This is a genomic window from Roseicyclus sediminis (assembly GCF_025515305.1).
In the GTDB taxonomy this organism is placed as follows: Bacteria; Pseudomonadota; Alphaproteobacteria; order Rhodobacterales; family Rhodobacteraceae; genus Roseibacterium; species Roseibacterium sediminis.
Window position 1 is genome coordinate 163,433 of record NZ_JAOPHT010000006.1, and the last position, 13,127, is coordinate 176,559.

The 13,127-nt window shown below is 62.8% G+C and carries 13 protein-coding genes; 4 read left to right on the top strand and 9 right to left on the bottom strand.

Features of this window, described 5'->3' with window-relative positions; all coding sequences use genetic code 11:
* Window positions 1-49 precede the first annotated feature (49 nt).
* Window positions 50-556: a helix-turn-helix domain-containing protein gene (locus N8I71_RS10535; protein WP_262877938.1), complete on the top strand. Its 507-nt coding sequence runs from the start codon at window positions 50-52 to the stop codon at window positions 554-556.
* A gap of 346 nt (window positions 557-902) precedes the next feature.
* On the opposite strand, the gene N8I71_RS10540 is transcribed toward N8I71_RS10535, so the two are convergent.
* From N8I71_RS10540 to N8I71_RS10560, 5 genes are all read right to left on the bottom strand, one after another.
* The gene (locus N8I71_RS10540) at window positions 903-1,232 is read right to left on the bottom strand and encodes a hypothetical protein (RefSeq protein WP_262877939.1); all 330 of its coding nucleotides are present in this window, start codon (window positions 1,230-1,232) and stop codon (window positions 903-905) included.
* A gap of 544 nt (window positions 1,233-1,776) precedes the next feature.
* A complete protein-coding gene (locus N8I71_RS10545) occupies window positions 1,777-2,385 on the bottom strand; it encodes a glutathione S-transferase family protein (protein WP_262877940.1) in 609 nt (202 codons plus the stop codon).
* Entirely contained in the window at window positions 2,382-3,389 is a 1,008-nt protein-coding gene (locus tag N8I71_RS10550; RefSeq protein WP_262877941.1) for an SDR family oxidoreductase, read from the bottom strand. Before N8I71_RS10550 ends, N8I71_RS10545 begins: the two co-directional genes overlap by 4 nt.
* 275 nt (window positions 3,390-3,664) lie before the next feature.
* Complete coding sequence (locus N8I71_RS10555; RefSeq protein WP_262877942.1) at window positions 3,665-4,675, bottom strand: helix-turn-helix domain-containing protein; 1,011 nt, start codon at window positions 4,673-4,675, stop codon at window positions 3,665-3,667.
* A 658-nt stretch (window positions 4,676-5,333) separates the two neighbouring features.
* The gene (locus tag N8I71_RS10560) at window positions 5,334-6,197 is read right to left on the bottom strand and encodes an NAD(P)-dependent oxidoreductase (protein ID WP_262877943.1); all 864 of its coding nucleotides are present in this window, start codon (window positions 6,195-6,197) and stop codon (window positions 5,334-5,336) included.
* Window positions 6,198-6,352: 155 nt separating this feature from the next.
* Here N8I71_RS10560 and N8I71_RS10565 point away from each other — a divergent pair, with 155 nt between their 5' ends.
* Entirely contained in the window at window positions 6,353-6,817 is a 465-nt protein-coding gene (locus N8I71_RS10565; protein WP_262877944.1) for an Lrp/AsnC family transcriptional regulator, read from the top strand.
* Window positions 6,818-7,317: 500 nt separating this feature from the next.
* Here the strand turns inward: N8I71_RS10565 and N8I71_RS10570 are convergent, their stop codons facing one another.
* Window positions 7,318-7,608, bottom strand: a complete 291-nt coding sequence (locus N8I71_RS10570) for a DUF1330 domain-containing protein (RefSeq protein WP_262877945.1) — start codon at window positions 7,606-7,608, stop codon at window positions 7,318-7,320.
* A 480-nt stretch (window positions 7,609-8,088) separates the two neighbouring features.
* Between N8I71_RS10570 and N8I71_RS10575 the strand changes: the two genes are divergently transcribed.
* Both N8I71_RS10575 and N8I71_RS10580 read left to right on the top strand, forming a co-directional pair.
* A complete protein-coding gene (locus tag N8I71_RS10575; protein WP_262877946.1) occupies window positions 8,089-9,243 on the top strand; it encodes an NADH:flavin oxidoreductase/NADH oxidase in 1,155 nt (384 codons plus the stop codon).
* 127 nt (window positions 9,244-9,370) lie between these two features.
* Entirely contained in the window at window positions 9,371-10,198 is an 828-nt protein-coding gene (locus tag N8I71_RS10580) for an alpha/beta fold hydrolase (protein WP_262877947.1), read from the top strand.
* Here the strand turns inward: N8I71_RS10580 and N8I71_RS10585 are convergent.
* The 3 genes from N8I71_RS10585 to N8I71_RS10595 all read right to left on the bottom strand — a co-directional run bounded on the left by N8I71_RS10585 (window position 10,184) and on the right by N8I71_RS10595 (window position 12,760).
* The gene (locus tag N8I71_RS10585) at window positions 10,184-10,369 is read right to left on the bottom strand and encodes a hypothetical protein (protein ID WP_262877948.1); all 186 of its coding nucleotides are present in this window, start codon (window positions 10,367-10,369) and stop codon (window positions 10,184-10,186) included. The two genes, N8I71_RS10580 and N8I71_RS10585, sit on opposite strands and share 15 nt — an antisense overlap.
* A 193-nt stretch (window positions 10,370-10,562) precedes the next feature.
* Window positions 10,563-11,867 (bottom strand): phenylacetate--CoA ligase family protein, encoded by a 1,305-nt coding sequence (locus N8I71_RS10590; RefSeq protein ID WP_262877949.1) that lies wholly within the window; start codon window positions 11,865-11,867, stop codon window positions 10,563-10,565.
* A 5-nt stretch (window positions 11,868-11,872) separates the two neighbouring features.
* Window positions 11,873-12,760, bottom strand: coding sequence for a citryl-CoA lyase (locus N8I71_RS10595; RefSeq protein WP_262877950.1), 888 nt, complete (start codon window positions 12,758-12,760; stop codon window positions 11,873-11,875).
* Window positions 12,761-13,127: the final 367 nt, after the last annotated feature.

The following is a 13,127-nucleotide window of genomic DNA, read 5'->3' on the forward strand; positions in this document are numbered from 1 at the left end:
GGCCGATACGGCGCCCTAACCGGACATCCAAATGTGCAGGAGCGATCCCATGAAGATCAGGAAGGCACGCAATCGCGAACTCATCGAGGAGCACTTCTCAACGATCTGGCCCGCGCAGATCGCCGGCTTCACGCGGTTCATCGTGCAGCTTCGCAAGGCCTTCGACGGGGACCTCGACATGATGGTGGTTCTCGCTGTCATCGGCGACCGGACTCGACCCGAGAACTGGGCGCGCGAACTGGTTGACTACCGTTCGCTGACCCGTGACGGCGCCGGCGAGCGCCGACAGGAACCGCTCAACGTGCAATCCATTTCGGACTTCACGGGCATCCCCCGGGAAACCGTGCGTCGCAAGATCGCCGCGCTCGAAACGCGCGGATGGATCAGAAAGGACGAAAAAGGGCACATCACCGCGTTGCATACGGCCTCGTCCGACCTGAAGGACGCGACAGGGGAAGCCATCGAGTACCTTTCCACCATCGCGACCGCGTTCGACGTCGCACGGGAAAACGCCGTTCCGGCACCGAACCTCGCCCGCGACGGCAAGGATCGTTAGATGCCGCATACCTGAGCAGGGACTAGCCGGGCCGATGATCTCCCTCTGGCGACGAGCGTCCGTCAGCAACCTCGGCGCGTGAGAAGCCGATATTCGCTGTGCCTTGCTTGAGCGACTGCTCCGGGCTCGATGGAGACATCTGACGGTTTGGGCCGGATGTCGGCTTGGTATCGTCTAGCAGCCCGCAAGGACAGGCCAAGGATGCGGCAACGTCAGTTTTCGCGTCTCCAGGTCCGCTTCTGACGGAACCGGACACTCGGCCCGGTTGGTTCTATGTCCGCAACGCGGACGAAGCGGTCGTGGATCGAGGCAGGTTGAATGGCAGTTTCGTGATTGCGCCTTTGTCTCATTGTTGGCGCCGACGGAGCCGTCGGATCATGCTTCTGAGCCACGTTGCCATCAGGAAAAGGACCCACCACGGTGCGGCGTAGGCCAAAGCGATCAGCCATCCGAACAATAGCGCAAAGACGAGGGGGCCACCGTCCGAATATGCCTCATCCAAGAGTTCCTGACTCGGATTTTCAGTGGTCTCGACGAGTTCATTCAACTCTTCGAAATGGCCGACGACGGTGAAGAAGTAAGTCGTCCAGCCCACGATGATGATCAATAGGATGATCAACCACCATGGCGGCTTTCGCCAAAAAAAGCGGGCCGCCAGGAGCACCGCGGGCAGCAAGGAAAAAATCCCTCCGAAGAAAATGGTTCCAACCGAAATCGTACTCTCCCCCGTTCTTGGCGTCGTGTTTCCTGGCTCGGTCTTTGCCGGCTTCCAGCAGGTGTAATCGATGGGATCGCAAAGCGATATCAGCTTGCGAGGACGCGAGAGCGTCCTTCAGTGGTGCCGGCATGGACGGTAGGTAAGGCCTCGGCTGCACCCGGTTCCTTTCGTGCAGTGCCCGGTGGGGACGGTCGCGGCCCGCCAAACCGAAGCCCGTTTCGGGCTCTATTGAGGCATCCGACGGTTTGGGCCGGGTGTCGGCTTGGTGTCGTCGAGCAGCCCGCGAGGACAGGCCAAGGATGCGGCATCGTCCGTTCTCGCGTCTCCAGGTCCGCTTCTGACGGAGCCGGAGACGCGGCCCGGTTGGTTCTATGTCCGCGATGCGGACAAGGCGGTCTTTTCCATGGTGCCCGGGTCGAAGAATCTCGCCCAGGACAGAGAAATGCGTCTGCCTCGGGTTGGCGCTGAGTGGCGGAGCATCACTCGTCCAGTCATTCGCATCTCAGTCGGGCGACAGTGCGATCGCCCGGGCAGTTGCGGGCCGCGAAACGTTGCGCTCGATCCAGGCCATGACTTTGGCGCAATCGGCGAGCCGCGGATCACCAAGCATTGGGGCCATCCCTGCCCAGGCAACCGCGGCGATATCTGCAATGGAATAGTCACCGGTGATGTAGTCGCGGCCTTCCAGCTGCCTGTCGAGCACCCCGAACAATCGCACGGTCTCGTTCATGTACCGGGTCTCGCCATAGGGAACCTTATCCTTGAGGCCCCGAAAGTGGTTGACCTGACCCATCGTCGGGCCAAGACCGCCCATCTGCCAGTGCAGCCATTCGATCACCGCCCACCGGTCCTTGAGCGTCGCGCCGCCGAACTTCCCCGTCTTGTCGGCGAGGTACTGCAGGATCGCGCCAGACTCCATCAGCCTGATCCCGGTCTCGTCATCGACGATCGCAGGAATTTTCCCATTCGGCGAGATCTCGAGAAACGCGGGCTCATGCTGTTCGCCGGCGCCGATATTTACCCATGTTATCTCGTAGTCGAGGCCCATTTCCTCCAGGGCGATGGCTACCTTGTAGCCATTGGGCGTGCCCCACAGATATGCAGTGATCATTGGGTCCTCTCGTTCAGTTTGTGCATCCGGACGGCCTCGGCGGATGCAATCAGCGCATCCTTGACCGGGATGAATTCGAAGCCGAATGTCCTTTCGGCCTTGGCGCCGGAGACGGCGAGGGTGCGCCCGACATTCGCCAGAACACCTTTCACTTCGCCTGAGAATAGGCCCATGATCCGCAGCAGCCAGACAGGGGCCTCACGCCCCGGCGTCTTGAGGCTGGCATCCCACGCCTTGAGGAATTCGCCCAGTTCGAGGAAGCGATGCGTTCCGCTCGCGGCGGCGAAACGCTCTCCCTTCGTGGCCTCCAGGTCGATGGCCGCGACATGCATCCGCGCCACGTCCCGCACATCCACGGCGACCATGTCCATGGGCGGAGCCATCGGGACCTTGCCGGTCATGAGCTGTTCGACAAGTTCCAGCGAGGATCCGTAGCGTGCATCCATCGGCGGGCCGAAAACGGCTCCCGGATTGATGGTGGTCAGGGCGATCTCCGAATGATCGGCTACGAAATCCCACGCCGCCTTTTCCGCGAGCGTCTTGGACGCTTCATAGGCCCCGACGGCCGGGTCGTCCGGACTTGTCCAGTATGTTTCGTCCGAGGGTTGCATCTTCGGCTTGTCCGCCTGTTTGTAGATCGCCGCGCAGGACGAGGTCAGGATCACCCGCTTGATTCCGGCCTCCTTGGCGGCGCGCATCGCCCGCAGCGTGCCATCCACCGCGGGGCGGATCAGGTCCTGCGGGTCCTTGGGTTCGGTCAACGGAAAGGGCGAGGCGGTGTGGATCAGCACATCGCAGCCCTTGAGCGCGTCCTGCCATCCGTCATCCCTGGTGAGGTCGAGCGTGGCGAACTCGAGCGAAGCATCACGGAACAGGCTCTCGAGTTCCTCCTTGCGCCTGTCGGAGCGGACCGAGGCGCGCACCGCGTATCCTTTTTCCATCAGTTCGCGCAGGATATGTTTGGCGATGAAGCCGGAGGCTCCTGTCACAAAGACCTTGGTCATTTGAGCATTCCTTTGAATTCGCTGTGATACGCGGGACCAGCCAGCCCCTGGCGCGCTATTCGGAGAGAGCTTCGATCAGCAGATCGGAGAACACCCGCGTGCTGTGCGGTTGCTGGCCGGTGATGATCTGACCGTCGCGGATGGCGAACGGCGCAAGGGGGGCGGCATTGGTCATGCTTCCTCGCTGAGAACAGGGGCAATGATCCCAACCTGGGTGCTTCCGCCTCCTCCGTCACTCGCGCGTTGCGCCAGAAGACTTGCGAGACGTGCCAGCCTCAGGCGCGCACACGTTGCGCTGCGCGCCATGCCTCCGGCGTGGCATCGGTCCAACGGCGAAAGGCCCGGAAGAATGAGTTCGGATCCTCGAAGCCGAGCAGGAAACTCACCTCAGCCGCGCCGAGGTTCGTATTCTTCAGGTAGTGCTTCGCCAGTCGCATTCGCGCCGAATTGAGCACGTCCAACCAGGATGTGCCTTCCTCGGACAACCTCCGTTGCAGGGACCGACGGCTGACCGCAAGTTCACCGGCCACGTCGTCGATCTGGGTCCGCCCGCTGGGCAGCAACTCCAGAAGGGCGTTCTCGACCCGGGCGCGTGTGCTCAGATCTTCGCGGGCGTCGTCCATCCGGCGTCGCAAACCGGGCTCGAACGCAGTCCACATCTGGTTGTCATGGGTCAGGAACGGCCGCATGGCGTCTATGGGATCAAGGGAAAAGGATGCGCTGTGACCGTGATCCACCGGACATCCGAACCAGTCTTCGAAAGCCGCCTTGTCCTGCAACGGTCCCGGCAGGCAAACCGCCCGCGGGACGACGCGATGGCGCGTCGCACGCCGCAGGAGGTTCACCAGAAAGACGACCTCCGTGGCTGCCATCGCGACCGGAAGGTCCGGGCGATACTTGCAGCGGTAGGTAAAGCGGGTGGCATCGGGGTGCACGTCGACATCGAGGCTGAAGGCGCCGACCATGCGCTTGAATTCCCCCAATCGCTGCCCCGCCACCGTCATGTTGGGCGCACACATGGCTGCGAAGAACGCCGGGTCGAAGTACTCGCTCGCCTCGATCCGCCCCAGTTTCAGTGGGAGCGTCGGAGACTGCGCTTCTGCGGCCAGACTTTCCCACAGGGAATAGAACTCATCGAGCGTGATGCGCGACCCGGCGCCGTCCAAAAGGCCGGTTGGCAAACCTGCACGACGGAGGACCGTGATCGTGTCGAGGCCAAGATCGGCCAGCAACAGTCGCCAGACTTTTCCTACATGTACCGTCGGTTGGTCGGGCAATTGCCGCATGGGTCCCTCCAATGCCGCAGGGATAAGGTGAGGCCCGCGCCATGCCAATCGCCTTTCACGCCAAGCCACTTGCCCAATGCGCCAAACGCTCGCTCCCTGCGCCGTACGGTCGTCGTGCCGCGCTCGTTCTCAGCGTCCGGCCGTCCAGATTGCAGCCGACCCCGATACCCGAGGAATGCCGGCTTTCTGGGGCGGTATCGCTTGACACCGCCATGGCGGGCAAGCCGACACCTGCCCGGTCTGAGGCTGCCTCATCATGCTGCGACGTCCGCTCCGGGCTAAAGGCGGCCTTGCGGTAGTGCAACAGAGGAGCCCGACGCGTGCTCCGGAAGCAGCCAATCGCAGGATTGCAGTTTCTTCCCTGACTTCAGCAAGCTGGCCCGGCAATCGGACCTTCCGTCGTTGGAAGCGGTCGTTGGGATAATCAGGGGTGAGTGACGGCAAAGAGCCCTTTCCGGAAGTGACCCAGCTAGAGCCCTCGCAGATGCAGCATGAAGGCCTCTGGTCCTGACCGCTGCGGCGCGGAAGGAATAGCGGTCATTAGTGACCAGTGCAGCGGGATCTCGGGCCCCAAGGTCTGGGTTGCGGACAAAGCCGCCGTCGGGCGGTCACCACGTTGCGAAGGAGGATTTGGCAAATCTCTCAAGGCCCGCTCTTTTTAGCCGAGTACCGATATCACGCTCGACATGTCGACCTTGGGGCCAAGCGCTTCTGCCGCCCGTGCGTAAAGGTCGGAGCTGACGTCGAGTTGCGGCGTTGCCGAGCACAGGCGCGCCGCTTCTGTTCGGATCAGGCAGGTGCTCGTATGCGCGTCTGCCACCCCGGCCTGCAGTCCAAAATCGCCTTCGATCATCTTGGGAAGTTTGATGGTCACGAAATCGCTGCTGAGAGGGCCTGCCGCCACGGCTTGCTTGAATTTGTCCAACGGAAGGCCGCCCTTGCGTGCAAAATTGGTCGCCTCGGCCAAGGCGACGAGGCTGGAGCAAAGGTAAAGGTTGATCGCCAGTTTCATGCGCAAGGCGTCGCCAGCGGCCCCGCAGTAGATCTGATCCTTGCACATGGGGCGCAAGAGGGGGGCCACCGCGTCCGCCACAGCGCGATCACCGCCCAACAAACAGACAAGCTGGCCGTTCTCCGCGGGCACCCGCGAGCCTGAGACCGGCGCTTCGAGATAGGTCCCACCCGCCTGTGCAATATCGCTTGCAAGACCAACCGAATAGAGCGGATCGACCGAGCCCATGCCGATGATGGTTTTGCCCTGAACATTCTCGGCGAAGGCGGCCGTGTCGCGTTCCAGCACTGCATCAACAGCGTCCTGGTTCAGAAGCATGAGAATGGATGTCCGCGACCCGCGCAAAACGGCCCGTGGTGATCGGGCAAACGCGACATCACATCCGCCGGGGAAGGCGTCTGGAGCCTTTTGCGTCCTGTTCCAGACGATCAGCGTTATGCCATGCTGCGCGAGGTTCCGCGCCATGGGCAATCCCATGGTGCCCAACCCGATGAAACCGACCTTTTCCATGATCCATCCAATCCTTTTGTTTGTGCAAAAACAGAATGGCACCTGATCCGAGGTGTTTTTTGCCAAATTGAGATATGAAATCGTGTATTTTTAGTGCCAAGCGCCATGATGCAGTACATTGATGGTGTTATGCGCCAACGGAAGTGAGCACGACCATGCAGCACGCCCTCGACGACATCGACCGGAAGATTCTTCGCCTCCTCCAGAAAGACTGCAAGCAGACCAGCAACGAGATCGCCGAGCAGGTCGGGCTTTCGCAAACCCCTTGCCTCCGGCGTATCCGGAACATGGAGGCTGCCGGCATCATCGAACGATACACGGCGATGCTGAACCCCGACACCCTCGGCCTTGGCATGACATTCTTCACCCGCGTGTGGCTGACCGGACAGGACGAGACGACCGTTGAGCGGTTCACCAAGGAAGTGCAGCGCCTGCGAAATGTCGTTGAATGCCACCTCATGGCGGGGGATTGCGACTTCCTTCTGCGCATTCTGGCCGCCGACATCACGGCGTATCGCCGCTTTCAGATCGAGTATCTGAACTCCCTTCCGGGTGTTCAAAGCGTCAAGACCGAAATTCCGATGCAACGGATCAAATATTCCAACGAGTTGCCCATCTAGCTGCATCCGTCCGAGCGTCTTCTCGGCCACGCGTCGGATATGGCATGGCAGACGACTGAATTGGGCTCGAGGCCGTCGTCGGGCCCCGGTTCACCCAAAGACCGTTTCCGATTGCCGAAGGTCCGCAGAGCCGACCAGCCGGTTGATCACAGGGAAGAACCTGCGTCCTGCGAACGGCAGCTTCCGGAGCCCGCCTCAAGTTGGCGCTGCTGCACCGCCGCCAGGCCGCTTCGAGCCCTGATCAGTCACGCAAAGGTTGGTGGCTGGCAAATCACACACGCAAGTAGACGCGGTGATCACAGGATTTTTCCCAAGAGGCTACAAACAGGATTGCCTGTTCGACCAAGCAGTCGGCCCGATAGAACCATCGTCACGCCCGTCGCCTTGCTGCCACTGACAAACGCTGTGGCCATCGACCGCCGCCGACCGGAGCCGACTTTCGACCAGGATGCAGCGATCGGCTGATGAGAACCTGGAGCGGGACTTGCCCTCGTGCGGTGTCAGGCACCCTCAGCAAGTGTGAAGAGGCATTCTGAGCTTGAATGGCGGAGGTGGACGACGGATTGGTATGCGTCCGATCTGAAGGCCGTCAGCGCGGCTTCATAGCTTGGGAATTCTACCACAACGTGCCGGTCAAGGGACGCATCGCCTTCGGCAGTTTCAGCGCGTCCTGCATCCACGGTATAAAGTCCGCCCAGTTGTTTGACGATGGCCGGCGCCACATCGGCGTAGCGGCGATAGGTTTCGGGGTCGGTGACCTTGATATGAACAATCCAATATCCTCTAGCCATGACGTCCTCCTGTTGCGGATGCGCAATGCTAGGGGCCAAAGGACGAAGCGGCCAGCGTCCTTTCAACGCAACGCGAGGCAGCGCGTTCGTTCCTGGAGTGAATTCCCGTAGCGGACGGCGAAGACCGCTTAGTCCGCGACCCGGACATCGGGGTCTGAGATCTCGCTGCACCGCTCACGAACGACCGGTATTCTTGCTGCGCTGAGGCGTCAGGTGCAGAGGCGTCCATGCTGCATTTGCGAGGGCTTCGGCGGGGTCACTTCCGGAACGGGCTCGAAGCCGTCGACCGCCACGTCCAAGTTCAAGGTCCGCTGCACAACGAACGGCCGCAGGCCCCGAAGACTTCGACCGGCAGCCTGGAGGGCACGGGCCACATCGCCGGATGCGCGCGTGACGTCTTGATGACCCCTCCCGCGGGGATCGTTTGCAGTTGGCGGTGCCCGGAAGTACAGCATGCGGCCAACGCAGTTGAGGCCCGCGATGACAGAGACCCCCATCCTTTTCCGCCCCCTTCAGATCCGCGGTATCGAAACTCGAAACCGGGTCGTGATTTCGCCGATGTGCCAATACTCCGCCCATGACGGGCATCTCGACGACTGGCATCTGGTGCATCTTGGCCGTTTCGCGATCGGGGGGGCGGGGATCGTCTTCACCGAGGCCACGGCGGTCCAGAAAGGCGGCCGGATCACGCATGGCTGTCCCGGGTTGTGGACCGACAGCCAGATCCTCGGGCATGCCCGGGTCGCTCGGTTCGCTTTGCGCAACGGCGCCATTCCGGCAATCCAGCTGGGCCATGCGGGCCGGAAATCGAGCATGCAGCGTCCGTGGTTCGGCAACGGACCTCTCGACCAGTCCGATTTCGACCGGGGCGACATGCCGTGGACGCCGGTCGGGCCGTCCGCAATCCCGGTCGCCGATGGATGGCCGGTGCCGCACGCGTTGACCCTTTCCGAGATCCGGCAACTGGTTGATGACTTCGTCGCGGCCGCAAGGCGCGCGCTCGAGGCGGGCTACAAGATCGTCGAGATCCACGGCGCGCATGGCTATATCGTCCACAGTTTCCTCTCTCCGCTGTCGAACAAGCGAACCGATGCCTATGGCGGTGATCTGGAAGGGCGGATGCGGCTTGCCACCGAGATCGCCGAGGCCGTACGCGCCGCCTTGCCCACCAACATCCCGCTATTCTTCAGGACCTCGGCGGTCGATGGGCCTCCGGAGGGTTGGACGCTCGATGACACGGTCGTCCTTGCAAAAAGGCTCAAGGAGATCGGGGTCGACGTCATGGATTGCTCGTCGAGCGGCATTGCAGGCGCTGCGACCGCGAGCGGGAACGCCAGGCGTCAGCCGGGATTCCAGGTTCCCTACGCCGAGAAGGTCCGCAAGGAGACTGGCATCAGGACGATGGCAGTCGGTCTCATCACTCATCCCCTTCAGGCCGAGGCTATTCTCGAACGCGAGCAAGCCGACCTCATCGCGATAGCGCGCGAGGCGCTGGTGGATCCGATGTGGGCGCTTCACGCGGCGCGTGATCTTGGCCACGACACGTCTTTCGCCGACTGGCCCAGGCAGTCAGGCTGGTGGCTTGCGATGCGGGAAAAAACCTCGGAGTTCTTCGATCCCGGGAGCCAGAGCTGACGACGCCCGGGCTCTGTCGAGGCCCACCGCATCGGACCGGTTGGGTCCATGCTCGCACGATGACAGCCGGGTCGACATTTTCCGCGAGCCGCGAACGCAACCTGGAAACGACCTTCGAAAGCATGACGTGACCACTGAATACGCAACTTCATCCGACGGCACCGCAATCGCGTTTACCACCGCGGGCGATCCGTCCAGGCCATCGATCCTCTTGATCCACGGCTGGGCGCAGCAGTTCATCTGCTGGAGGCCCCTGATGGACCGGCTGAGTGACCGGTTTTTCCTCGCGGCGATGGACCTGCGTGGCCACGGAGCGTCGGGAAAGCCTGCCAGCAGCGAAGCCTACACGGACACGAAACTCTGGGGCGACGATGTGCGGGCGGTGATGGCGGCTGCGGCGATGGAGCGTCCGGTCCTCGCCGGCTGGTCCTACGGCTCTCGCGTCATTGCCGCGTATCTGGCCACCCATGGGCAGGCGGATATTTCGGGCATTGCGCTCGCCGGTGGCATCCTGGCCATCGGCGAGGCGCGGGAGCCCTGGATGGTGGGTGACGCAAGCCCCGGCCTCGATCGTGATCTCTACACGGATGACATCGTCCGCCGTCTTGGCGCCACGGCCCGTTTCGTCGAGGCCTGCACCGCTCAACCGCTCGACCGTCTCACCTATGCCGAGATGGTTGGCGTGAACATGCTCTGCCCTGCCCATGTTCGCCGCGCGCTGTTCGCGGCGTCCGTAGACTTCCGGCCCGTCTTTGCCGAGCTGTCAGCTCCCGCGCTCGTCATTCACGGGGCGCAGGACCGGGTCGTGACACCTGCAACCGGCGAAGCGGCCGCCCGGATCATGCCATCTGGGCGCCACCTCCCCTACGACGGCGTCGGGCACATACCGTTCCTCGAGGCCCCCGATCGATTTGCCGAGGACCTCGGGAGCTTCGTCACCTCATTGCAATCGTGAGACCGGCATCGGCCTGACCGCCATGACCCCCTCAGTGGGACTTTCGAGGCGACCTTCCGTCAGAAAGGGGCGACGTCTGCCGTCCACCAGCACCTCGTTCGCATCCGCCGCAGGCTCCCGGTCGATGTGGTCACCGCCATGCGCCACGCGGATCTTGTGGGCCTCGATCATGACGTCGGCCTCGCGTCATCCTTCCGGCGCATCGAAACGGCAGCTTGCGCCTTCGATCCGAAGACCAGGCGGATCGCGGAACCAGATCCAAGTCCGGCGGTCCGCCCCGTTGATCGTGATCCGGTGCACAGCCTGCGTCGGGATTTTCCAGTTTCGCCGGATCGCGGCATGGAGGTCCCACCGAGTTCCCTGCTCAAACGGCACCGGACCAATCGACCAGCTTCGATTTGTAGTCGGTCCGCGGCAGCGTTCCAAACGGCACAAGCTCGATCTCCGTGGTCACGATCAACTCGTCGCGCAGGCGTTGGCGAATGCGGGCTGCAAGCTCCGGGTCGGGCTCCGCACCGGGTGACAATTCGACAGCGACCGGCAGAGGTGGCGCCTGCTTCACACCCTTGGCCTTTGGGCGGATGGCGATGACCCCGCTCAAACGCTCGCCCATCTTGCCGACGACATCCCGCACGGCGGACGGGAAAACGTTCACGCCCCGGACAATCAACAGGTCATCGGTTCTCCCGATGCAGCGAACGCGTGGCGTGGTCCGGCCGCAGGAGCATTCTCCGACGGACATGCGCACCTGGTCACGGGACCGGAACCTCAGGAGCGGCGCGGCCCTGTGCCTGAGATGGGTGTAGACCAGTTCTCCCTCGGCGCCGTCCTCGATGGGAACCGGAGCGCCGGTATCGGGGTCGACAAGCTCGAAGTGCACGAAGCCCGCACCGGAGAAGTGCATCCCATGCCGCTCACTGCATTCGCCCCAAAGCGAGACGGAGATGTCTCCGATGCCCATCGCCTCGGTCACCTGCGCGCCCCATGCCTGTTCCAGCCGGGCCCGCATCGCGGGTTCCCCGCCGCCGGGTTCGCCCGCCACGAGGATCTTGTCGACCGAGCTGCCAGCGGTATCGATACCGCGATCCGCAGCCCATTCGGCCAGATGCAACGCGTAGGATGGCGTGCAGCCCAGCACGGTGGGCTTGAGGAGTTGCACCGCCGACATCAATCGCTCGGTGTTCCCGGCACCGACCGGGATGTGGCACACCCCCAGTCGTGCGAAGGCATCCAGCGTGACACCGGCCACGAACGGACCGGCGTTGTAGGTCGTCACCATACGCTCGCCGGCCGACAACCCGCTCGCCCCATAGGACCGGCAGGAAATCTCCACCCAGTTTTCGAGGTCTCCGGCCGTCAACGGAATGTAGCTGGGCGTTCCGGTCGTGCCGCTCGTCGAATAGATCCGCACCACGTCATCCATCGAGGCCGCCAGGTGCGTACCGATCGGATGCCGTTCGTCCCTGGACGCGCGAAGCTCGTCCTTTTCCGTGAAGGGAAGACCGTGCAGCTGATCGAGCCCACCGGCGTCATCGGCCGTCCGGATTCCGACCGAAGCCAGCTTTTCGCGATAGAACGCCGAGTGTCCAAGCAGGTATTCGATTTGCGCCCGGTATACGGGTTCATCCCGGGCGCGCTGCTGCTCCCAAGGTAGCTCGGTCGCGGCCATGACGCTCAATCCTCCGATGCCTGGGGCTCGAACGCGATGCCCATCTCCGCGTGGTGTGCCAGGGTGAAGCCGATCGGCGTCCGGCTTTCCTCCGCAAGATGCGCCAGCAGGCTTGCCGTCCGGGCAAGGATAGGAATTCCCTTCAGAACGGAACTCGGGAAATCGAGATCGAGAAGAACGGCCGGGATCGCGAAGGATACGTTCATCGGCAGCGGTCTTGGCCACAGTCGTTGGACCGCGTCCTCGATGTCGCGGGCGAGCGGGACGTATTTCCGCCCGACGTCGCGTTCCTCGGCGAGAGAGAGAATCCTCTGCGCGCGCGGATCGACGGGCTTGTGCAGAGGATGCCCGAAGCCAGGCAGGCGTCGCCCCTCATCCCTGATCCGGCAGATGATGTCGTCGAGCGCGTCGCCCTCGTCGATCCGACGCTGCGTATCCTGCAGGAACGCGCCGGCGATCTCGGTCGTCCCGAGAATGACCTTGCCGCAGCCGAGCAGCCCCGCGGCCACGGCGCCTTGCAGAAAATCCGGGTCCGCCGCGTAGGTCATGCGGGCCACCTGGTTGGTCGGAACCAGACCGTGCTCGGCGATAGAAACAAGCAGAAGATCGAGGAAGAACGTCTGCTCTTCCGTCGGCCTGCGCCCTGTCGTCAGCAGGAAAAAGTACTCCGTGAAGCTCAAATGCCCCATCAGATCGGCCACGAGGTCGTGGTTGCGGACAGTGATCGCGTCTGGCGTCGCTGTCGAAATGGATGTGGTTGCCTTGCCGGCTTTGCCAATCTGCATTCTGTTTCTCCCTCTGAACGCAGTGTAGTCCGAAATCCGGACATGGACATCACTTCGACTTCCGGCTGCCCCGGCATGGGTGACATTCCTTTGGCCGCGGCGTCTCATGCGGCCATCCTGAGCTTCCCGTCTCCGTGTGGATGCGATGGGCCGTGCGACGCTGAAGGGGGCCTTCTTCCGAGGCCGGAGATGCGCCTGAAGGTGTCGATTTCTCCGCCGACCATTTTGTTGCGCGCACTCGTACTGAGTGAACGGGCTCATGCGGATGCCAAGCGAGGCCCACAGGCGGTCATGAAGGACACGGCGATCGACGGCTCGGACCGCGGAGCGGTGGCTCGAACACGGCGCAGCGACGATCGGCCTCGAACGCTCCAAGGTTGCTGACGCGCGCTTGTTCCTGATCAACGACGTCCTGACGGCCCTGCCCTACCCATATCCCCGTCCAGCCGAGAACCTGTGCATGGAGGAGGTGCAA